Source organism: Marivita sp., assembly GCF_020055675.1.
Taxonomy (GTDB): Bacteria; Pseudomonadota; Alphaproteobacteria; order Rhodobacterales; family Rhodobacteraceae; genus Marivita.
This window is the reverse complement of record NZ_JAIPUS010000009.1, coordinates 105995-127911: the sequence shown is the minus strand read 5'-3', so window position 1 is coordinate 127911 and position 21917 is coordinate 105995. Positions and strand designations below refer to the sequence as shown.

The following is a 21917-nucleotide window of genomic DNA, read 5'->3' as shown; positions in this document are numbered from 1 at the left end:
ATCTCGGATTGTACGACCGACATTGATGACTGACGGATAGCCGCCGCATCGGCGGCATGAGGCCGATACATCGACGCTACAGTTTTGACGGCCGGATCGATACTGAGGTTGTAACAATGGTGCGGGTGAAGGGACTCGAACCCCCACGCCAAAGGCGCTTGGACCTAAACCAAGTGCGTCTACCAATTCCGCCACACCCGCATTGCGCAGGTCGATAGCAAAGCTCCGGGTTCGATGCGAGAAGAATTTTCGCCCAAAATTTCCAAGACCAAAATTTCCGGGGCCACAATTCGGGGGCCAAACTTCCGGCGCCGAGAAACTTCACAGGAAGGTCCTCACGTCGCGAGAGTTGAGAAAACCCCTGGCAGCATCTCGGGCAGGTCTTCCGCAATGAGCCCCGGACCGAACTGGCGCGCGGCTTCGCAGTGCAGCCAGACCGCAGCCTCGACCACGCAAAAGAGCCCGGGTGCGGTATCGGCGGCTGCGAGACCCGCGATCATCCCTGCCAGCACGTCCCCGGCGCCGGCCGTGGCAAGCCACGGCACGGCCCGGTCGCCGGTAGCGCTGTGCACGCTGGCTCCACCGCCGGGTTGGGCGATCACCGTATCCTCCCCCTTCAAGAGCACAACGCATCCCGCCCGGTCAGCCGCCTTGCGCGCCACATCGATCTTGGAGCGTTGGTCACGCTCCGACTGCGCGAGGTCCGGGAAAAGGCGCGCGAATTCGCCCTCGTGCGGCGTCAGCACCGTGCGGTCATGGGTGTTCGCAAACAAGGCATCGGGATCATCGGCAAAGGAGGTGAGCGCATCCGCGTCCAGCACCACTGAAGGGGGGCGCCGGCCACGCTCACCCCGATCCTGCGCCAGCGCCGATTTGACCAACGCGCGCGTCTCCGCCCCGATGCCCATGCCCGGCCCGAGGCACAGCGCGGTGACGCGGTCGTCGACAAGCTGGCCAAGTGCCTCGGAACCGGCGCAGGCGCGCAGCATGATCGCATCGAGATGTGCGGCGTTTTCCGGCAGGGCCTCGGCTGGACAAAGCACGGTGACAAGACCGGCCCCCGCCCGCAAAGCGGTGCGTGCCGCCATCCGCGCGGCCCCTCCCCGTCCGGGCCCGCCTGCCAGAACCATCGCATGACCGTAATCGTACTTATGGCCGCGCCCGCCCAGCTTGGCCACGCAGCCGCCCGGCCAGATGCGCAACGGCACGGCCGCCTGCATGAAGTCCGGGGCCGCCAGACGCGCGCGCTCCGGGTCCGGATCGGTCCCGACGATCGCCCGCTCCGACGCGGCTTCGCCACGGAGCCCGATATCCACCACCTGCACATCGCCGCACAGCGTCGGCCCAAGACCCACTTTGTGACCGGCCTTCAGGCTGTGAAACGACACCGTCAGATGGGCCGCGTTGCCTTTTGACGACTTGTCGTCACCGGACGCAGGGACCATCCCGGTGTCGAGGTTCAGACCGGATGGGCAGTCGATGGCCAGCCGTCGTATCACCTGGCCGCGCGTCCATTGTTCCATCATTCGAAATTCGAGCGCCATTGCCAGATCGTCGGGCAATGGCCGCGTCAGCCCGGTGCCGAAAACGGCGTCGACAAAAAGATCGGGGCAATCGCAGGCCCGGATGGCCTTGGGGTCAAACCGGTGCACAGCGCCCATCCCGGCCCAGAGATCGTGGTTGGTCCTGGCATCGGACGGCAGTTTCTCTGCATCGCCGTAAAGGAAGACATCGACGGTCCAACCGCGATCCGCCAGACGCCGCGCGATAACGAACCCGTCCCCGCCATTGTTGCCCGGTCCGCACAGCACCATCGCGCGATGCACGCCCTCGGAAAGTTCCGGCCATTTCGCGACCGCCGCCGCAAGCGCACCGCGCCCGGCCCGCTCCATCAGGTGAAGTCCGGTGACCGCCCCCGACTCGATTTCCGCCTGTTCGATCTCTCGCATCTGGGCTGAGCTGAGCAATTCGGCCACGATCGACCCTCCTTTCGATTCAATTTTGCACGCAATTTAGGCGGTGTGCATATTTTTTTGGCACATGGTGCCGCCCCGAGCGCCCGCAAGCAATCACCGAACCCTACCCGATTGTCGCCCTGAAACAGAAGTGGTCTGACAAGCTCAACGCCGGAGCGAGGGACATGCCATGAAAAAGATCGAAGCGATTATCAAACCCTTCAAACTCGACGAAGTGAAGGAGTCCCTGCAGGATGCCGGGATTCAGGGCCTCAGCGTCGTCGAGGTCAAAGGGTTCGGGCGTCAGAAAGGCCACACCGAACTCTATCGCGGCGCCGAATATGTGGTCGATTTCCTGCCCAAGGTCAAAATCGAGGTCGTTCTCGACGATGATCAGGTAGACGGGGCCATCGAGGCGATCGTCGAGGCCGCAAAGACCGACAAGATCGGCGATGGAAAGATTTTCGTCTCGACGGTCGAACAGGCCATCCGCATCCGAACCGGTGAAGACGGATCCGACGCGCTCTGATCCGTGAAAACACGACCAATACCCATATATCAGTGAAAGGGACGAGAGAATGAGCACAGATGCGCTTCTCAAGATGATCAAGGACGAAGATGCCGCTTATGTGGACATCCGCTTTACCGACCCGCGCGGTAAGCTCCAGCATGTGACATTGGTATCCGACGAAGTTGACGAGGATTTTCTAGAAGAGGGCTTCATGTTCGACGGCTCTTCCATTGCCGGATGGAAATCCATCGAAGCCTCGGACATGAAACTGATGCCCGACACGGAAAGCGCGTATGTCGATCCGTTCTATGCCGAAAAGACGATCTGCCTGCATTGTTCGATCGTTGAACCCGACACGGGCGAAGCCTATGACCGCGATCCGCGCGGCACGGCCGAAAAGGCGGAAGCCTACCTGAAGTCCTCGGGCATCGGCGATGTCTCCTACTGGGGGCCCGAAGCGGAATTTTTCCTGTTCGATGATGTCCGGTTTTCGAACTCGATCAACAAGGTTTCCTATGAGGTCGATGCGTTGGACGCGTCTTGGAACACCGACACCGAATACGAAATGGGCAACACCGGCCACCGTCCCGGTGTCAAGGGTGGTTACTTCCCGGTGAACCCGATCGACGACGGTCAGGACATCCGCTCGGAAATGCTGTCGACGATGAAGCGTCTTGGCATGAAGGTCGACAAGCACCATCACGAGGTCGCGTCGTGCCAGCACGAGTTGGGGCTGATCTTCGGCTCGCTGACCAAGCAGGCAGACGAGTTGCAGAAATACAAATACGTGATTCACAACGTGGCTCAGGCCTATGGCAAGTCGGCGACCTTCATGCCCAAGCCGATCTACGGCGACAACGGCACCGGCATGCATTGCAACATGTCGATCTGGAAAGACGGCAAGCCGCTTTTCGCCGGTGACAAATACGCTGACCTGAGCCAAGAGGCGCTGTATTTCATTGGCGGCATCCTGAAGCACGCGAAGGCCCTCAATGCCTTCACCAACCCGTCGACCAACAGCTATAAGCGCCTGATCCCCGGCTTCGAGGCCCCCGTTCTGCGCGCCTATTCCGCGCGGAACCGCTCGGGCTGCGTGCGGATCCCGTGGACCGAAAGCCCCAAGGCCAAGCGCGTCGAGGCCCGGTTCCCGGACCCGAGCGCCAACCCCTACCTGTGCTTTGCCGCCTTGCTGATGGCCGGTCTTGACGGGATCACCAACAAGATCGATCCGGGCGAGGCGATGGACAAGAACCTCTACGATCTGCCGGCCGAAGAGCTGGAAGGCATCCCGACAGTCTGCGGAAGTCTGCGCGAGGCCATCGAGGAGCTGAAAGCCGACATGGACTTCCTTCTCGCGGGTGATGTGTTCACCAAAGAGCAGATCGAAGGCTACATCGAGTTGAAGATGGAAGACATCGAGCTGTACGAGCACACGCCGCACCCGGTTGAATTCGGCATGTACTACAGCTGCTGATCCAACGACGAATGTACAACAGACCGGGCGCCACGCAGGCGCCCGGTCTTTCCTGTTTTCGGACGCGCCCTGCCTGACACTAGGCCCCCATCCGGATGCGCCAAAGCCCGTTCAAAACACTCAGACCAGGTCCGTTCGCGGCCGCCACGCACGCGCGACAGGCGGATGATCCCGCGAAAACCTGCCTGAATTCATGTGGATGTCTGTATTGCGACAGACCGGCTCCGTATTTCAGCCACATTCGAATTATTAACTAAATTGATCGACATACTTACTTGATGCACCTGAGGAGGTCTCAAAATGGCCCATTCGGACGTGACAGTAATCAGTTTGGTGATTGAAACGACCGGCGACAGGATTTGCCCGCCCCTTGAGCCCGTAATCGCACAGGCGCTTGGCAAACTCGGCATCCGTTATCAGCAAATGCCGGCGGCGCGCGACTATGTCGACTGGCTCCTCAACGAGACCGACACGCTGACTGTTGCGGCTGACGAGGTTGACGCAGCAAGCGTGATTGTTGTCGCCTACAAGGGGCCCGACACGCATCGCGGCGCGGTGCGATTGGCCAATATCGGCGCCGATCTGTGCGCTGAATTCAATGTCCACACGGTCTTTTGGAACAGCTGCAAGACGCCCATCGCCGTCGCCGATTTCCTGCGGGCAGGAGACCGCATCGCGCAAAGCGGCGACACACCTGCGCGCATCGTTCCACGCAAGGTGCAAGCGTCCAATTCCGTCCGGGCCGATCTGCGCCGCAAACGCGCAAAGATCGACGCCTGGATGCTGTCCGCGATACGGGCCCAGATGAATGCAGCGGCGCCAAGCGACCTGGGGCCATATGAAATGGACAACCGCCGGGTCACGTCGGCGCCGTTGCGGCTTGCGGCATGGTCGCTGTCCTTCGCCACCGCGATCATTGCCTTGCCGCTGGCCTTCCCGCTGATCATGCACAATGCGCTGCGCGGGGAAAACCTGCGGGCGGCGACCATGTCGCTTGGTGTGGCCGGGCTATATGCCGGATTGGCGCAATCGGGCCTTGCACCGGGTCTGACCGATTTTCTCTAGACCCGCCTGCAAGCCGTGGCCTGCCGCGCGGCCGGCGGACCCCGGCGGCGCGTTTGCGCTTGCCGATCGCTGCACGTTTGGTAGATTTTCGGTTGAAATTTTTGTTTGGAGGACCCGCAATGCGTCGCATCTTTACCGCTGCATGCATCACCTTGATTGCGTCTTTGCCCGTCCAGGCTGCGCAATGCATCACCGAAAAGGGCGCATTCGGCCAGTACAAGCAGACACTTGCGCAGCAAGCGACGGCTGCGGGGATTGGCCAGCGCGGTCTGTCAGCGCTCGAAAACGCGCGCCTGTCCGGGATCACCTGGCGGTTTGAATCCAACCCCGGCAACCAGACCGGCACCTTGCAGGGTGATCCGGCGCGGTTCCTTGCCAAACGGTCCGGCAGCACGGCCGACAACTTTATTCAGCAGACCCGCAACAAGATCGCGCGCAACCCCAACACCTTTTCGTCGATCGAACGAAACTCCGGCGTGCCGGCGTCGATCCTGGCCACCATCTGGGGCCTCGAAACAAGCTGGGGTGGCTATCTCGGCGCCACATCGATCGTGGACGGCGCGGTGACACTGTCATCCTACTGCCGTCGGCATCCCCGGTTCGAGCCGCATGCGATCGCGGCATTGGACATGGTGGATGCGGGCATCCTGTCGCCCGGCACTCAGGGCGGGCCGTCCGGCGAATTGGGCCACATGCAGTTCCTTGCGGGCAACTGGTTGGAATACCGTGTTGATGGCAATGGCGATGGTCGGGCCGATCCCTACGACGCGGTGGATGCTTTGGCCACGGCGGCCAACATGCTGCGCCGCAACGGCTGGCAGGCCGGTCAGCCCTTCGGCGAAGGTACCCGCAATTTCGAGGTCCTGTCGGTCTGGAACGACAGCGGCAACTACCTGCGCGCCATCGTTTACTCGGCGGAACGCGTGGGCCGCTGACCGCCCGCGACTGCCCCCCTTGTCACGACCTCGCGCGGCACCACGAAGGTGTGGATGGTGAAGAGGACCGCGTCGCTGTCCGCAAGGCGCCAGATCACCTGCCGTTCGCTGCGCAGGAACGCGGCCTGCTCCGGCTCGGCAAGCGGCCTCGGATCGCGCGCGGAGCGTGGTTGAAACAGGCTCGGGTCGTCGTACCACAGCGCGTTGAACCGCCACAGCGGCTGTCCCGGGCGCACCCCGTCGAACAGGCGTTGCACGCGCCGGGCGATGTCGGCCGTGTAGCTTTTGACCGGCCCATGGATATCGGTCAGCGGATGGCCGATCTTTTCGACCAGGCGCCAGCTTGCCGGGAAGCACAGCACCGCCCCGGTCAGAACGTGCTGGTCGCCGCGTTTCTCCAGAAGGCAAATGTCATCCTGCACGATTTGACCCAAGGTGCCGAACGGATCGGTTCGGTCGATCCGCACGACCCGTCCGTCCGGGCAGCGCACAATGTCGCCCGATCGGGCGGCCCCTTCTGGCAGGTTGCCCAGCACCGCCGCCATCATCCTGTCGACCGCCTGCTGTGTGGGCGCATCGGTGGCAATCACGGCATCTCGGTCCTGCTCGATCAGATGTTGGCGCAGGGCCACCTGGTCGGAATAGACGTCATCGCGCAAGAACCACGGCGCCTCCCCCAGCGGTGCGACCCCCGGCAACGGGCGGGCCGACAAGACATCATAAGGCAGGACAGTTTGCACGATCATGCGCCTGCTTTAGCCCAGCCCGCGCATGCGGAAAAGTGGCCGCATGAACAAAACAGTCAGGCGGGATCGAACACGAATACCCTGGCCAGCACGCCGCTGTGATCCGAACCGGCCAAAGGCCGCCGCGTCGCCTGGCCGCCACCGGGGGCATAGACGTGGTCGATGGGCAGCGGCACACCCCATTTGATCAAGGTCGGGAAAAGCGGCCCGGCACGCGTCGTGCCGGTGCTTGTCGCCATTTTCCGCAGCGCGCGTGACCATGGCACCATGTTGAAATCCCCCGCGATCACGACGTCGCTCCCGAGATCGGCCAGTACCGGAAACAGGTCATCGAACTGGTCTTTCTGGCCATGCGGCCACGGCCAGAACGCGTGCAGGCTGAACGCCCAGAACGTGCCCGACGGCGACACGATCTGAAGACCGACAAGCCCCTGTTTGTCCAGACAAATCTCTCCCTCGACCGGCCAGCGCGACAGGATCGCCACGCGCGCCCATTCCACAAGCGCACAACTGGCCTGGTAGGGATACTCCTGGCGCAAATCACGGACCAAGGGCGCATTGCGCGAGGTCAATTCCTGAAGTGTGACAATGTCGGCATCGGCCGCCTGGATATCCCGCGCCAGGGCCGCGACCTGATCGTTCTGAAACAGCAGGTTTTTCTGGTAGATGGTGATCGGGCCCGCTGGATGCGATGTGTATTTCAACGCCACGATCTGCACCATCGCGCCGATGCAGAGCACCGCCATCAGCCAGCGCAGCCAGGCAGGCCAGGGCGACCAGATCACCCAGAGCGCAAAGACCGCCGCGATGGGCAGGCGAAACACCGCAAGGCTATCGCCGGCGGGATGCACCCCCCCGAGGAAGCTGGCAAAAAACACGGCGGCCAGCGCCAGAGCGCCAAGGTTCACCATAAAAGACATCGCTCTCACCATCCCGTGACGCTCTGGACTCACTGCTTGCGAACGGGCGCGCTGACCCGCACGTTCACACGACACACGACACGCAACACGATACGTTGTTTTCCCCGCCCCAAGGACCAAGAACATGACCACAGAACGCATCACGTTTCCAGGCCATTCCGGCGCAACATTGGCCGCACGACTGGACCTGCCCGATGGACCTCATCTGGCCACGGCCCTTTTTGCGCATTGCTTCACCTGTTCCAAGGACATTCCGGCGGCCCGGCGGATCGCCGCACGGCTGGCCTCCATGGGGATCGCGGTGCTGCGGTTCGATTTCACCGGGCTTGGCCACTCCAAGGGCGAATTTGCCAACACGACCTTCAGCTCCAATGTCACGGATCTGCACGCGGCCGCGACCTATCTCGCGGCGCGCGGCATGGCCCCATCGCTCTTGATCGGCCATTCACTCGGCGGTGCTGCGGTGTTGCGGGCAGCGGCGGGGATCGACAGCACCAAGGCGATCGTGACGCTCGGCGCGCCGTTCGATCCGGAGCATGTCACGCATAATTTCGCCGACGCGCTGGACCATATCGACAGCACCGGGCAGGCGCAGGTCGATCTGGGGGGACGTCCCTTCACCATCGGCAAGGACTTTGTGCAGGATGTGGCCGCACAGGAACTGGGACCCGTGATCGAACGGCTCAAGGCGGCGTTGCTGGTGATGCACAGCCCCCGCGACAGCGTTGTCGGGCTTCAGAACGCGACCAATATTTTTGCCGCGGCCCGCCACCCGAAAAGCTTTGTCACGCTGGACGATGCCGATCACCTGATTTCAAACGGCGCGGATGCCGAATACGCCGCCGAAGTGATCGCGGCCTGGGCGGGTCGGTATGTTGACGTGACCCCGCCTGCCCCGCCAGCCAGCGCCCCCGAGGGTGTGGTGCGCGTATCCGAATCGGACCCGGACGGCTTCATGCAGGATGTACAATCCGGCCCGCATCATCTGCTCGCGGACGAGCCGCTCTCGCATGGCGGCACGAACCGCGGTCTATCGCCATATGGGTTGCTGGCGGCCGGCCTGGGGGCCTGTACCTCGATGACGCTGCGCATGTATGCGCGCCGAAAGGGCTGGCCCGTGACACATATCTCGGTCGATGTCAGCCATGACAAGGTCCATGCACAGGACGCGCAGTCCTCCGGCGCCGCCAAGGCCGACCTGTTTCGCCGACGGATCACCCTTGAGGGCGATCTCGACGGCGACCAAAGGGAAAAGCTGCTCCAGATTGCCGACAAATGCCCGGTGCACAAGACGATAGAAGCGTCGAGCCAAGTGGAGACCGAACTGATGTGAGCCTGGAAACGCGTTGACGTTTTTGCCCGGTCCTTCCAAGGATCGGGCAGCGCCGTGTTCATAGCCATGTCGACGATTATGAATTTGCTTCAAGACAGAAGATCTGGCACCTAATCGCGACCCATGAAACCGACAGGCCCGACATGACCAACCCATTGAGCGACCTTCTTGCCACGCGCGACTGGCTTCTGGCCGATGGGGCGACCGGAACGAACCTGTTCAACATGGGTCTCGAAAGCGGCGATCCCCCCGAGTTCTGGAACGAGAGCAAACCCGACAACATCCGCGCGCTGTATCGCGGCGCGACAGACGCGGGCAGCGACCTGTTCCTGACCAACACTTTCGGGGCGAACGCCTCGCGCCTTGCGCTGCACGATGCACAAGACCGGGCGCACGCGCTGTCCCGGATCGGCGCGGAAATCGCGCGCGAAGTCGCAGATACCGCGGGCCGCCCGGTGATCGTGGCGGGATCTGTCGGACCCACGGGGGAAATCATGGAGCCGGTGGGCCCCCTGTCCCATGCCCGCGCGGTGGAGATGTTCCATGAACAGGCCGAGGGCCTCAAGGCCGGCGGGGCCGACGTGGCCTGGGTCGAGACGATCAGCGCGCCGGAGGAATTCCGCGCAGCGGCCGAGGCATTTGCGCTGGCGGAGATGCCGTGGTGCGGCACCATGAGCTTTGACACTGCGGGACGCACGATGATGGGCATGACATCGGAAGGCATGGCCCAGATGATCGGAACGCTGCCGAACCCGCCTCTTGCCTTCGGCGCGAACTGCGGCACCGGCGCATCGGATCTGCTCCGCACGGTGCTGGGGTTTGCCGCCACCCGCCCCAAGCGCCCGTTGATCGCCAAGGGCAACGCCGGGATCCCCAAATATGTCGATGGCCATATCCATTATGACGGCACGCCAGATCTGATGGCGCGTTACGCCGTGTTGGCGCGCGATGCCGGGGCCACGATCATCGGCGGCTGTTGCGGAACAATGCCTGACCACCTGCGCGCCATGCGGGTGGCCCTCGAAGAGACGCCACGCGGGACAGCGCCAAGTCTGGAGTTGATCGAAGCCGAGATCGGCCCGTTCAGTTCTGCCAGCGACGGGACCGGAGACCAGAGCGCGGCACCAAAGCGGGAACGCCGTGGCCGGCGACGCATGTGACCGATCCCGGGGCCACCTGACGTAACCGCCAAACGCCGTTTGCGCACAGGCCAAGATGTCCCAGTCTTGCCGCGCCGTTGGCGTGGCGGGACAAACCCGTCGGCCCGAGTCCTTGTCTCGTTCAAGAACAAAAATCGAACATCCAAAATCCCGGACCGCTTTTGTCACTCACGCAGGCGGCCCGCGTCGGTTGCGTTCTTGCGTATGTCGGATTTCACCAAGTTGAGCCGTCGTAAAAACATGAATAGTCGACAAAAATCACTGGTGGAAACGCCAGCGTCTGGAGTGACACAAAATGGCTGACGAAGAAGACGACATCATCCTTGCGGACCTCGGTGACGACGAGCTTGTCGAACAGATGTTCGACGATCTCTACGACGGGCTGAAGGACGAAATCGAGGAGTCTGTGAACATCCTGCTGGAGCGCGGATGGCAGCCCTACGACATTTTGACCAAGGCGCTGGTGGGCGGCATGACCATTGTCGGGCATGATTTCCGGGACGGTATCCTGTTCGTGCCCGAAGTGCTTCTTGCGGCCAATGCGATGAAGGGCGGCATGGCCATTCTCAAGCCACTCCTGGCCGAAACCGGCGCGCCCAAGCAAGGCAAGATGGTGATCGGCACCGTCAAGGGCGACATCCATGACATCGGCAAGAACCTCGTGTCGATGATGATGGAAGGCGCGGGCTTTGAGGTGGTTGATCTGGGCATAAACAACCCTGTTGAAAGTTACCTCGAAGCGATCGCGGCGGAGGAGCCTGACATCCTCGGCATGTCGGCACTTTTGACAACCACGATGCCCTACATGAAGGTCGTGATCGACACGATGATCGAAAAGGGCATCCGCGACGATTATATCGTGATGGTCGGTGGTGCGCCGCTGAACGAGGAATTCGGCAAGGCCATTGGTGCCGACGCGTATTGCCGGGATGCCGCGGTGGCTGTGGAGACTGCGAAAACCTTTCTCGGGCGAAAGCACAACCAGCTTGCCGCCGGATGATCGGCGGCTCCCCAAAGATCAGCGACAAGGCGCCCGGGCGGGCGCTTTGTCCGGTCCAACTGTCATGGTCGCCACACGCCTTTTGACAGCGCATTGGGCGCATGCCGTTGCTCTGGTCCGTGTTGTTGCGTATCGCTGCCCTGCCCGCGCCGGTCGCATGGCTGTCTGCTTGCGCAATTTCCAGACCGGCGGTCTTCGGGAAGTCTTTCTGGCGGTCTGTCTCCAAGCACGGACACGGCGCGATGGCCCCCTGCACGCGGCACAGCATGGCTTTTCAGCGAGCGATGAAACTTGCAGCGTCCAAAGGCGTTGATCACACACGAGCGACAAGAGATTGCGCCGCCCACGTACCGAGGCAACGGGCCTTCGCGATGCTTCACACCGCTGTCAACCGGGGCAGTCACGGTTCAAGGCCGTCGCAGATTTCGAAAGTCTCGCTGAACTGGGGTTTCACTACGGCAGTATAAGCCCTATCTTTGGTAGAACGGAAGGAGACATCCATGCCAGTGACCACGTTCGTTTCAATGATCCTTGCAGTGATAGCGGCATCGGGGCTGACGGTTTGGGCGATGACCAAATTCGGCTTTCTGACAGTACTGCCGTTGCTGATCGCCGTGGGGCTTGTGGCCCGGTGGGGCATGGAGCATGTGCCGGGCGATGACGAGCCTGCCTGACGACAGTGCTTTGACGCAAACCGGACTGGATGTGCGCGGCTCCGGCCGCGTACTTATCATCGCCTGCGGCGCGCTGGCACGGGAAATCCTGACACTGCGCGACGCGAACGGCTGGACTCACCTCGACCTGACCTGCCTCCCCGCGATATACCACAACCACCCCGAAAAGATCGTGACAGCGGTGCGCGACACCGTTGCGGCCCAGCGGTCCGCATATACGCAGATCTATGTCGCCTATGGCGATTGCGGCACTGGCGGACAACTGGAGGCAGCCTGTGCCGACATGCGGGTCGAGATGCTGGCCGGGCCACATTGTTACAGTTTCTTCGAAGGCAATGCGGCATTCGAGGCGCGCGACGAGATAACGGCCTTCTACCTCACGGACTTCCTTGTCCGGCAATTCGATGCCTTCGTCTGGAAACCGCTTGGGCTCGACCGGCACCCAGACCTGCGGGACATGTATTTCGGACATTACGATCGGCTGGTCTATCAGGCGCAGACCGATGATCCCGCCCTGACCGAGAGTGCGCGCATCTGCGCCGACCGGTTGGGTCTTGCCTTCGAGCGGCGGTTCACAGGCTACGGAGATCTGGCCACCCAACTGCAAGACTGGTCCGGGCGGTAAAGCGGACCGCCCCACAGCGTGGCCCGCAACACCCTCTAATCCACACCTTCGGTCAGCACGGCCGAGATCGGCACGATGGACACGCTGGACGCGCGGTCCTGAAGACTCCAGAGCACCAGAGCCGACAGTGTCTCGGGCTTCAAACGCCCCAACATCACAACCGATCCGTCCTGCCGCGCGCGGAACGCGGCCCCGTCCAGGAACCGGCGCTGGGTGCGGGCGTCCTGACCGGCACCATCGAAATCGCGCAGGATGCTGGTAGACGGCACCTCGGCGCGGCGTGCAATCGCTTCGGCGGTGTTGAGACCGTTCGGCAGGAATACCAGACCGTGGCCGCTCTCGGCGGCAAAGCGCGTGGCCTGTTCGGTCACACCGCGTGCGCCCTGCAGGTTTCCGCCGGGCGCTTCGATCATCGCCACCGCCTCGGGCACCGCGACAAGCGCCCCGGCCAGGTTCTGTTCCACATCCGAAGGCTGGGCCGCTTCGGGCAGCGTGACAAGCACGGCAACCTCGTACCCGAGCGCCCGATAGGCGGCCATCCGGTCGGATGCATCCGCTGTGCCCGGATCAATCGCGAAGGTCACCGGGAAAGGCAGGTCGTTCAATGTATCCGGGCCAAGCGGCCCGGTGCCATCGTCGATCATGACAATCGACATCTTGGGCAAGGCGGGATCGGCTTCGACCTGTGCTGCATAGCGTTCGAGAGGTGGCGCGCTCAGGTCCACCGCCTGGCCGTCTTGGCTCCCTGCGTCAGATGTGTCGGCATCGTCGCCATCCCCGTTGATCGAGGGCAACCGCGAAGAATTGCCAGCGGTGCGATCTGTCAAGGACACCGCTGGTGTCCCGATGGAAGGGCGCAGATCGTTACTGTCCGGGTCGGTCTGCCCGGTTCCCTCGGGCACCTCGGCCGGGGCGTCGGGGATCAGGCGGCGTACCTTGGGTTTGTCGTCATCGGTGGTCTCATCCCCGGCTGCATCGGGCTCTGCCGGAGCCGGTTGCACCGCGTCCTGGGCGTCCGGAGACAGCGGGGGCTCGTCTTCGGGCACCTGTGGCGCCGGCGGCTGTGCCGGATCGGTCGAAACATTCAGCCCGGTCTCGGCATCGGGGGCGTCCAGCGTCGGGGCTTGCGAGGTGTCGGGCGCCGCGTCATCGTTCGGCGGCGGCGGCACAGGCGCGCCGTTCGGCGTAACCGGGCCTTGCAATGCTGCGATTTCTTCGCCGGTGTCGGGGAACGGCGCTGCAGTTGTGTCGTCGGGCGTGTCGTCGGAAACGCCAGTCGGGGCATCAAGTGCCGGGGACGTGGCGCCCGCCGATATAGCCGTTTCCTCTGAAGGTCGGCGCGCAGGCGGTTCCGGCGCATCGGGTTCCGCGGTCTTGTCGACCTCGGACGCGGCGGCTGGATCGTCATGCCCGGCCTCGGAGACATCCCCCTCCACCATGTCCGGCGCAGGCGGTGCGATGGGTGTTGCGGATTCAAGGTCGGCCGCATCGGTGGTCTCGACCGGCGCTTCGAGGATCGGCTCGGGCGCAACAGGCGCTTGGCCCCCTTCGTCATCCGAGTTGCCACCGCTTGACGTCGCTGCCGGGGGCGGACGGTCATCGGCAACCGGCGCCAGCACCGAAACTGCGCCCAAGCCGCCCAAGGACAGCACAGTGCCCCAGATCGCGCCTGACAAAAACCCTCGTGCCATGCTCTTTGCCCTCGTCTTGACCCCTGCCGCGTCCCCGACATCTCTGTTGTGCCGGTGGACCCATCCACGCACTTGACGCGCCTGGGTCGGCCTGCGCATGTATACCGCGATTGGCGCATGCCATGCCAGCCCCGACGAAGAAGAAACCGAATGCTGCTGCTCATAGACAATTACGACAGTTTTACCTACAACCTCGTGCACTATCTGGGTGAGCTTGGCGCCGATGTCCGGGTCGCACGCAACGACGCTATCTCGGTGCAAGAGGCACTGGCGATGAACCCGGCGGGTATCCTGCTGTCGCCCGGCCCCTGCGACCCGGATCAAGCGGGCATCTGCCTTGACTTGACCCGTGCCGCCGCCGAAACACGCGTTCCGCTCTTGGGCGTGTGCCTGGGCCACCAGACGCTGGGACAGGCGTTCGGAGGACAAGTGGTGCGCCATTCGGACATTGTTCACGGCAAGATGGGGGTGGTGCATCATGACCAGGCGGGCGTGTTCGCCGGGCTGACCTCTCCGTTCAAGGCGACGCGGTATCACTCTTTGGTGGTCGCACGCGACAGCCTGCCGGATTGCCTCGAGATCACGGCCTGGCTCGAGGACGGCACCATCATGGGGCTGCGCCACCGCCAACTGCCCCTGCAAGGCGTGCAGTTCCACCCCGAATCCATCGCCTCGGAACATGGGCACGCGCTGCTCCGGAATTTCGTGACCGACATGAAGGTGCCCGCATGAGTGATCTGATGAAGCCCCTGATCTACGCAGCCTCGGAAGGCCCTCTGAGCCGGTCGCAGGCCGAACAGGCGTTCGAGCTTCTGTTTGACGGCGCGGCGACCCCGGCGCAGATCGGTGGCTTGTTGATGGCGCTGCGGGCGCGGGGCGAAGCCGTGTCCGAATACGCCGCAGCGGCCTCGGTGATGCGCGCCAAATGCACGCCCGTAACCGCGCCCGAGGGCGCGATGGATATCGTCGGCACGGGCGGCGACGGGATGGGTACATTGAATATCTCGACCGCGGCGGCCTTTGTCGTTGCCGGTGCTGGAGTGACCGTCGCCAAGCACGGCAACCGCAACCTGTCCTCCAAATCCGGTGCGGCAGATGCTCTGACCGAAATGGGAATCAACGTCATGGTCGGGCCCGACGTGGTGGAGCGTGCGCTGGAACAGGCTGGCATTGGCTTCATGATGGCCCCGATGCACCATCCGGCGATGAAACACGTCATGCCGGTGCGGCAGGAACTGGGATCAAAGACGATCTTCAACATCCTTGGCCCGCTGACCAATCCCGCCGGCGTCAAGCGGCAGCTGTCCGGGGCCTTTGCCATAGACTTGATCTTTCCGATGGCCGAAACGCTCAAGGACCTGGGGACCGAAAAAGCGTGGTTGGTACATGGCGGCGACGGGACCGACGAAATCTCGATCGCGGAACCGACCCAGGTGGCCGTTCTGGAGAATGGCAAGATCCGGGGCCGCGAGGTTCATCCCGAAGATGCTGGGCTGCCGGTGCATCCCTTCCGCGACATCCTTGGCGGCACCCCTGCCGAAAACGCGGCGGCCTTCCGCGCGTTGCTCGACGGGACCAGGAGCGCCTATCGCGATGCGGTGCTGCTGAACGCGGCAGCGGCGCTGGTGGTGGCGGACAAGGCGAAGGACCTGAAATCCGGCGCCGAAATGGCTGCCGACAGCGTCGACAGCGGCGCCGCGAAGGCCCGCGTCGAGGCGCTGGCGCGGGTCACGCAGTCGGCGTGACGCGGTGTATCCGGGTGGCAGACGATGCGGTGACGCATCGTCGATGTTCCGACATCGGACCCCCCCATGGCTCTGCTCCGGGCCCCGCAGGACTGTCACCCCGGGCAAACCACGGACATGCAGCATGCTGACGCCTCCCCGACATTGGGGTCATCTGCCGTTTTTCCAGGAAAGCCTGCCCGCGATCCGGACAGCCCTGGAGGCCGAAAGCCGCCCCGTTCTGCCCCCGGCAAAGCAGGTCTTTGCCGCCCTCGACGCCTGCGCGCCGGCCGATGTGAAGGTGGTGATCCTGGGCCAGGACCCCTATCCGACGCCCGGACACGCGCATGGGCTTGCGTTTTCGGTCGCGCCCGATGTCGCACCGCTGCCACGGTCCTTGGCGAATATCTTCAAGGAGTTGCGCGATGATCTGGGGGCTGCGCCACCCGATGGAGATCTGCACTTCTGGGCCGATCAGGGTGTGCTCCTGCTCAATGACGTTTTGACAGTGCCCGCCGGGGCGGCGCGCGGGCACCGGCGGCTGGGCTGGCAACGGCTCGTGCCGCAGGTGCTCGATGCGCTGTCAGACCGGCCGCGCGCCTTCGTGCTTTGGGGCAATGATGCGCGCGGCCATGCCGCCCGATTGCAAGACAAGGGCCACTTCGTCCTGCAAAGCGCCCATCCCTCGCCGCTTTCGGCGTATCGCGGGTTTTTCGGATCGCGCCCCTTTTCCACCGTGAACGCTTGGCTTAGACAGCAAGGACACGCCCCGATCAACTGGACAACGCCATGAGTGCCACCATCCTAGACCGCATCAAGGCTTACAAGCTCGAGGAAATTGCCGCCGACAAGTCGCGCGTGCCGCTCTCGGAGATCGAAGCCAGGGCAAAGGACGCCGACGCTGTTCGGCCCTTTGGCGCTGCGCTGCGCAATGCGCAGGTGACAGGCTATGGCCTGATCGCCGAAATCAAGAAGGCGTCGCCCTCAAAGGGCTTGATCCGGGCGGATTTCGAACCGGCAAGCCTTGCGCAGGCCTATGAAGCCGGAGGGGCGGCGTGCCTGTCGGTGCTGACCGACGCGCCGAGTTTCCAGGGGGACAAGTCGTACCTGGTCGCCGCGCGGCGGGCCACCTCGCTGCCCGCGCTGCGCAAGGACTTCATGTATGACACCTACCAGGTGGCCGAGGCGCGCAGCCTTGGCGCGGATTGCATCCTGATCATCATGGCCAGCGTCAGCGATGCACAGGCGGCGGATCTCGAAGATGCCGCGATCGCCTGGGGGATGGACGTGCTGATCGAGGTGCACGACCGCAGCGAACTGGACAGGGCCCTGGCGTTGAAGTCCGCGTTGATTGGCGTGAACAATCGCAATCTCAAGACCTTCAAGACCACACTTGAGACAACACGTGACCTGTCGAAGCATCTGCCACCTGACCGGATGCTGATTGCCGAATCCGGCCTGTCAACGCCGTCCGACCTTGCCGATATGGCCGCCCATGGCGCGCGCAGCTTCCTGATCGGGGAAAGCCTGATGCGGCAGGCCAACGTGGCCGAGGCGACGCGCGCGCTGCTGGCCGACCCGGTGGCGGCATGAGCGGGTTGTCGCATTTCGACGCAAAGGGCGATGCCCATATGGTCGATGTCTCCGACAAGGCCAGCACGGCGCGGATCGCGGTGGCCGAAGGTCACATCAAGATGGCGCGGGAAACCTTTGATATCATTCATGAGGGCCGGGCCAAGAAGGGGGACGTGCTCGGAGTTGCGCGACTTGCCGGGATCATGGGCGCCAAGAAGACGGCCGACCTGGTTCCGCTTTGCCATCCCCTTCCCGTAACCAAGGTTTCGGTCGAGCTGACCCCGGCGCCCGATCTGCCCGGTTTTCGGATCGAGGCAACGGTCAAGACCACGGGCCAGACAGGCGTCGAGATGGAGGCGCTCACCGCCGTTTCCACCGCTGCGCTCACCGTCTATGACATGGCCAAGGCGGTGGACAAGGAAATGGAGATCAGCGGCATCCGCGTCATGCTGAAGGATGGCGGCAAATCCGGACGGTACGAGGCGGTATGATCTCGGTCGCAGACGCGCTGGAACATCTATTCGCACTGGCCCGCCCGCTCGAGGCCGAGACCGTCCCGCTGTTGCAGGCGCATGGCCGGGTGTTGGCCAGGGATGTTGCGGCGACCCGCGATCAGCCGCCCTTCGATGGTTCCGCGATGGATGGCTACGCAGTCGTCGAGGCAAAGCCCGGAGCCAGGCTGCGCGTGATCGGTGAATCCGCCGCCGGCCAAAGATTTGAGCACCCTGTCAAACCCGGCGAAGCGGTCCGCATCTTTACCGGCGCCCCGGTTCCCGCAGGGGCGAAAACGGTTGTGATCCAGGAAGATGTCACGCGCGATGGTGATACGATCACGCTTGGCGACCGGCTGGGCGATACCTCCCATATCCGGCCGGCGGGCGGCGATTTTCGAATCGGCGACACGGTTGGCGCAGGCCGTATTATCGGGCCCAACGACATTGCACTTCTGGCCTCCATGAACGTGGCCGAGCTGCCGGTGACACGGCAGCCCGTGGTGGCGCTCATCTCCACCGGAGACGAGCTTGTCATGCCAGGAGAGACCCCCGGTTCCGACCAGATCATCGCGTCGAACACGCTCGGCCTGCATGCGCTGATGCGGGATCTTGGGGCCGCGCCGCGCTTGCTTCCCATTGCGCGGGACAACGAGGCATCCTTGCGCGCCGCGTTCGATCTGGCGCAGGGGGCAGATGTGATCGTGACCATCGGAGGCGCCTCGGTGGGCGATCATGATGTGGTGGCCAACCTCGCTCCGCAAATGGGGTTCGACCAGACCTTCTACAAGGTGGCCATGCGCCCCGGCAAACCGTTGATGGCCGGGCGGTTCGGCGACTCCATAATGATTGGCCTGCCTGGCAATCCGGTGTCGGCGATGGTGTGCGGGCATGTCTTCCTTGCGCCCGTCATCCGCGCGATGCTTGGCCTGCCCACCGCGCCTGCGCCCCGCAAATCGGGCATCCTTGCTCAGGCCCTGACCGCCAATGGACCGCGCGAACACTACATGCGCGCCCGCTTTACAGATGCGGGGCTTGTCGCCTTCGACGCGCAGGACAGCTCGCTCTTGCGGGTTCTTGGCCAGTCGGACGCGCTGATCGTGCGGGCACCGAACGATCCACCGCGCATGGCCGGTGACACGGTCGAATATCTGCCTATCCGCTAGACGATCGCACTGCGTTCACAAATTCTTGACACAAAACAAGAACATTATTAGAACAAACGGCGAGGATCATCCGAGCGGAGGCAGAGCATGCTCACCAAAAAACAACTCGACCTGCTGGAGTTCATCAGCAAACGCGTTGCGCGCGACGGCGTACCGCCCAGTTTCGATGAAATGAAAGAAGCGCTTGATCTGCGGTCGAAATCAGGAATCCACCGCCTGATCACAGCGCTTGAGGAACGCGGATTCATCCGCCGCCTTGCCCATCGCGCCCGCGCGATCGAGATCGTGAAACTGCCGGATTCGCTCATGCAGAAACAACCCGGCTTCACCCCCCGTGTGATCGAGGGCGATCTGCCGGATGGGCCGGGTCCGGCCAACACCCTCGAGGTTGAAGACACCGGGGCAGTCGATCTCGAACTCATGGGGCGGATCGCCGCCGGTGTGCCGATCCAGGAAATCAACGATGTCCCCCCGAAGATGGCGGTCCCGGGCACCATGCTGTCCAGCAATGGACGGCACTATGCGCTTGAGGTCAAAGGCGATTCGATGATCGACGCCGGGATAAACGATGGCGATGTCGTGGTGATCCGCGAAACGTCTTCCGCAGATAACGGCGATATCGTGGTGGCCCAGATCGAAGGCTACGAAGCGACGCTGAAACGCTATAAACGCAAGGGTGAAAGCATCATCCTCGAAGCGGCAAACCCGGCGCATGATCCGCGCATCCTGCCAGTGGGCGACGTCAAGGTACAGGGGCGCCTGGTCGGTCTGATCCGCACTTACTGAGCATCGCGCACCGCTTGGTTGTTCCACAGGCGCGCGCCGGATCGGTCGCGCGCCTTTTCGATGATCCAGGTGTCATCCACCCCGCGCGTAACGGCGAGGCTGCCAAGTGGGCCAAGCATGGGTGCATCGATCACCGTGCACCGCGCCGCCGTCGGGTGATCCGGCAGATCGGCGCTGGCGATGACCAATTCACCCGCATTGCATCCATCGAATGTCGCCGCGTTTCGTTTGCCATGGATGTGACGCACCTGGCCACGTGCCGCCGCCCAGAGGTCCGCGGCCGCCGGTTGGCTCAGGCCGTGGCCGTCATTCTCCAACCAGACGCGGGCGACAAAGCCCGACCCTTTCGGCCGCGACAGCGCACGACCCTGATCGGTCATAACCCCCACGAGCGTGCCGCCTTCGGCAACGAGGATCGGTGGACGATCGGCCCCGCTCCACAGCAGCACGGCAAGAGCCACCGGGCCCAGTCCGACCCACCGCCCGCGCCCCTGCCAGACAACAACGAACAGACACCCCAACGCGATCAGCGGCAGGACAGAGGCGCCTGGCGTCATCACGGGACGCACGGCCCCGTCCAGTTTCGCCATGTGCTGTGCAACCGCCAGGATCCAGTCGAGGCCGAGACCCATCACGCCGAGACCCAGACGCTCGAGTCCCAAGGGCATCAACAGCACGCCCAGCACCGCCGCCGGGATCACCACGAGACCCATCAAGGGCACCGTGAGCAGGTTCGCGACCAGGCCGTATTGTGCCACCTGGTTGAAATGCGCCATGGCGACCGGAGCCGTGGCCGCCCCGGCAACCGCGGAAGACAGCACAACCGAAGCCACGCCGCGCAGCACACGGTGGCGCGGCAATTCATGCGTGCTGTCGCGGATCGCTCCGAACACCGCGACCAGCGCCGTGGTTGCCGCGAAAGACATCTGGAACCCCGGCCCCATCATCGCCTCTGGGCGCAGAGCCAGGACGATCACCGCAGCCAGCGCCACCGCCCGCAGGGAAATGGCACGCCGGTCCACCATCACCGCAAGCAGCATCACCGCCACCATGACAAAAGCCCGTTCGGTCGCCACATTGCCCCCCGAAAGCGCAAGGTAGATGGCGGCGACGCCCAAAGCGCCCGCCGCCGCGATTTTCTTGATCGGCCATCGCAGGCCGATCGGGGTGAGCAACAGGCCAAGCCGTAACAGGGCGAAGGCAAAGGCGCTGACCAGCCCCATATGCAGGCCCGAGATGGCCAGAAGATGCGCAAGGTTGGTGTCGCGCAGAGCCTGCAAAACGGGTTGCGGGATCGCGCTTCGGTCGCCAGTGATGATGGCGGTGGCAAACGCCCCGATCTCCCCGGCAAGCGCCGCCTGAACACGCGCCGAGATTGCCATCCGGACTTGAAACATGGGGCGGTTCCGCCCCGCCTTTTCCCACAGGACAAGCGGTACACGGGTATATCCCACCGCGCCGAGCCGCAGGAACCAGGCGTGGCGCCGGAAATCAAAGCCGCCGGGTTCCACCGCACCGCCCGGCGGGCCCAGATGGGCGGTGGTCATGATGGTCATGCCCGGCCGCGGCGTCAGGCTTTCGGACGTGATGTGCATCGACAGGCGCACACGTGTCGGCGTTTCAGACAGCGGCACATTGGTCAGCCAGACACGGTCCAGCGTGATGCGCAATGCGTCCGAGGCAGAACGGTCAATGGCAACCACACGGCCCGTCACCGGCCCGTAGTACCGCCACTCCAGCACCGGCCCCGCCACCAGGTGCGCCCGCGTTCCAGCCAGCGCAACCCCCAGCGCCACCATCGACACGGCGCACATCAGCGGCGCAAGGGCGGACCGACTGCGCAGGTAAAGCAAGAGAGTCATGCCGCCGCTTGTGCCACTGGCAATCAGAACCCAGGTCGGCGGCTCGATCCGCAGCGCAAAGAACAACCCGATTCCCAGCCCAAGGCACACCGGAACGAACGGAAACAGCCCGCCCCGCTGCGCCAGAAGCAGGTCGGGGATGACAGACCGGACCCGCGCCATACTTGCCCCCGTGGATGGTGCTGGTTAAGAGAGCCTTAAGTTATCTCCTAGACAGTTATCGA

General features: G+C 63.6%; 21 protein-coding genes and 1 tRNA gene. 16 read left to right on the top strand and 6 right to left on the bottom strand.

From position 1 onward, the window contains the following. Positions 1-117: 117 nt before the first annotated feature. Positions 118-201: transfer RNA gene (locus tag LCF59_RS08670), tRNA-Leu, on the bottom strand. Between the two features lie 134 nt (positions 202-335). Next, the gene (locus LCF59_RS08665; RefSeq protein WP_292287060.1) at positions 336-1976 is read right to left on the bottom strand and encodes an NAD(P)H-hydrate dehydratase; all 1641 of its coding nucleotides are present in this window, start codon (positions 1974-1976) and stop codon (positions 336-338) included. Positions 1977-2145: 169 nt separating this feature from the next. On the opposite strand from LCF59_RS08665, the gene LCF59_RS08660 reads away from it, so the two are divergent. The 4 genes from LCF59_RS08660 (at position 2146) to LCF59_RS08645 (ending at position 5940) form a co-directional block, all read left to right on the top strand. Further along, a complete protein-coding gene (locus LCF59_RS08660; RefSeq protein ID WP_292287059.1) occupies positions 2146-2484 on the top strand; it encodes a P-II family nitrogen regulator in 339 nt (112 codons plus the stop codon). A gap of 49 nt (positions 2485-2533) precedes the next feature. After that, complete coding sequence (glnA, locus tag LCF59_RS08655; protein WP_292287058.1) at positions 2534-3940, top strand: type I glutamate--ammonia ligase; 1407 nt, start codon at positions 2534-2536, stop codon at positions 3938-3940. Between the two features lie 300 nt (positions 3941-4240). Continuing rightward, positions 4241-5005, top strand: coding sequence for a hypothetical protein (locus LCF59_RS08650; protein ID WP_292287057.1), 765 nt, complete (start codon positions 4241-4243; stop codon positions 5003-5005). Between the two features lie 119 nt (positions 5006-5124). Then, the gene (locus tag LCF59_RS08645; RefSeq protein ID WP_292287056.1) at positions 5125-5940 is read left to right on the top strand and encodes a lytic transglycosylase domain-containing protein; all 816 of its coding nucleotides are present in this window, start codon (positions 5125-5127) and stop codon (positions 5938-5940) included. On the opposite strand, the gene LCF59_RS08640 is transcribed toward LCF59_RS08645, so the two are convergent. Next, the gene (locus LCF59_RS08640) at positions 5913-6686 is read right to left on the bottom strand and encodes a DUF3445 domain-containing protein (RefSeq protein WP_292287055.1); all 774 of its coding nucleotides are present in this window, start codon (positions 6684-6686) and stop codon (positions 5913-5915) included. The two genes, LCF59_RS08645 and LCF59_RS08640, sit on opposite strands and share 28 nt — an antisense overlap. Positions 6687-6742: 56 nt before the next feature. Continuing rightward, positions 6743-7606 (bottom strand): endonuclease/exonuclease/phosphatase family protein, encoded by an 864-nt coding sequence (locus LCF59_RS08635; RefSeq protein ID WP_292287054.1) that lies wholly within the window; start codon positions 7604-7606, stop codon positions 6743-6745. A gap of 124 nt (positions 7607-7730) precedes the next feature. Between LCF59_RS08635 and LCF59_RS08630 the strand changes: the two genes are divergently transcribed. The 5 genes from LCF59_RS08630 to LCF59_RS08610 all read left to right on the top strand — a co-directional run bounded on the left by LCF59_RS08630 (position 7731) and on the right by LCF59_RS08610 (position 12398). Next, on the top strand, positions 7731-8939 hold the full coding sequence (locus LCF59_RS08630) for a bifunctional alpha/beta hydrolase/OsmC family protein (protein WP_292287053.1): 1209 nt from the start codon (positions 7731-7733) through the stop codon (positions 8937-8939). 143 nt (positions 8940-9082) lie between these two features. Continuing rightward, a complete protein-coding gene (gene bmt / locus LCF59_RS08625) occupies positions 9083-10099 on the top strand; it encodes a betaine--homocysteine S-methyltransferase (RefSeq protein ID WP_292287052.1) in 1017 nt (338 codons plus the stop codon). 295 nt (positions 10100-10394) lie between these two features. Further along, positions 10395-11099, top strand: a complete 705-nt coding sequence (locus tag LCF59_RS08620; RefSeq protein ID WP_292287051.1) for a B12-binding domain-containing protein — start codon at positions 10395-10397, stop codon at positions 11097-11099. 500 nt (positions 11100-11599) lie between these two features. Continuing rightward, positions 11600-11773 carry a hypothetical protein gene (locus tag LCF59_RS08615; RefSeq protein WP_292287050.1) on the top strand — a complete coding sequence of 58 codons (174 nt, stop codon included), beginning with the start codon at positions 11600-11602 and terminating at the stop codon, positions 11771-11773. After that, positions 11757-12398: a DUF1638 domain-containing protein gene (locus LCF59_RS08610; protein WP_292287049.1), complete on the top strand. Its 642-nt coding sequence runs from the start codon at positions 11757-11759 to the stop codon at positions 12396-12398. The genes LCF59_RS08615 and LCF59_RS08610 overlap by 17 nt, the downstream gene beginning before the upstream one ends. A gap of 35 nt (positions 12399-12433) precedes the next feature. Here LCF59_RS08610 and LCF59_RS08605 read toward each other — a convergent pair whose 3' ends face one another. Continuing rightward, complete coding sequence (locus LCF59_RS08605) at positions 12434-14089, bottom strand: divergent polysaccharide deacteylase family protein (RefSeq protein ID WP_292287048.1); 1656 nt, start codon at positions 14087-14089, stop codon at positions 12434-12436. 150 nt (positions 14090-14239) lie between these two features. On the opposite strand from LCF59_RS08605, the gene LCF59_RS08600 reads away from it, so the two are divergent. The 7 genes from LCF59_RS08600 to lexA all read left to right on the top strand — a co-directional run bounded on the left by LCF59_RS08600 (position 14240) and on the right by lexA (position 19831). Further along, a complete protein-coding gene (locus LCF59_RS08600) occupies positions 14240-14821 on the top strand; it encodes an aminodeoxychorismate/anthranilate synthase component II (protein ID WP_292287047.1) in 582 nt (193 codons plus the stop codon). Beyond that, positions 14818-15834: an anthranilate phosphoribosyltransferase gene (gene trpD / locus LCF59_RS08595; protein WP_292287046.1), complete on the top strand. Its 1017-nt coding sequence runs from the start codon at positions 14818-14820 to the stop codon at positions 15832-15834. Before LCF59_RS08600 ends, trpD begins: the two co-directional genes overlap by 4 nt. A 124-nt stretch (positions 15835-15958) precedes the next feature. Beyond that, on the top strand, positions 15959-16606 hold the full coding sequence (locus LCF59_RS08590; protein WP_292287045.1) for a uracil-DNA glycosylase: 648 nt from the start codon (positions 15959-15961) through the stop codon (positions 16604-16606). Then, a complete protein-coding gene (trpC, locus tag LCF59_RS08585; RefSeq protein WP_292287044.1) occupies positions 16603-17406 on the top strand; it encodes an indole-3-glycerol phosphate synthase TrpC in 804 nt (267 codons plus the stop codon). Before LCF59_RS08590 ends, trpC begins: the two co-directional genes overlap by 4 nt. Further along, positions 17403-17879, top strand: coding sequence for a cyclic pyranopterin monophosphate synthase MoaC (gene moaC, locus LCF59_RS08580; protein WP_292287043.1), 477 nt, complete (start codon positions 17403-17405; stop codon positions 17877-17879). Before trpC ends, moaC begins: the two co-directional genes overlap by 4 nt. After that, positions 17876-19045, top strand: coding sequence for a gephyrin-like molybdotransferase Glp (gene glp, locus LCF59_RS08575; RefSeq protein ID WP_292287042.1), 1170 nt, complete (start codon positions 17876-17878; stop codon positions 19043-19045). Before moaC ends, glp begins: the two co-directional genes overlap by 4 nt. Positions 19046-19132: 87 nt before the next feature. Next, positions 19133-19831 (top strand): transcriptional repressor LexA, encoded by a 699-nt coding sequence (gene lexA / locus LCF59_RS08570; RefSeq protein ID WP_292287041.1) that lies wholly within the window; start codon positions 19133-19135, stop codon positions 19829-19831. Here lexA and LCF59_RS08565 read toward each other — a convergent pair. Beyond that, positions 19825-21855, bottom strand: a complete 2031-nt coding sequence (locus LCF59_RS08565) for a ComEC/Rec2 family competence protein (protein WP_292287040.1) — start codon at positions 21853-21855, stop codon at positions 19825-19827. The two genes, lexA and LCF59_RS08565, sit on opposite strands and share 7 nt — an antisense overlap. Between the last annotated feature and the right edge of the window lie 62 nt (positions 21856-21917).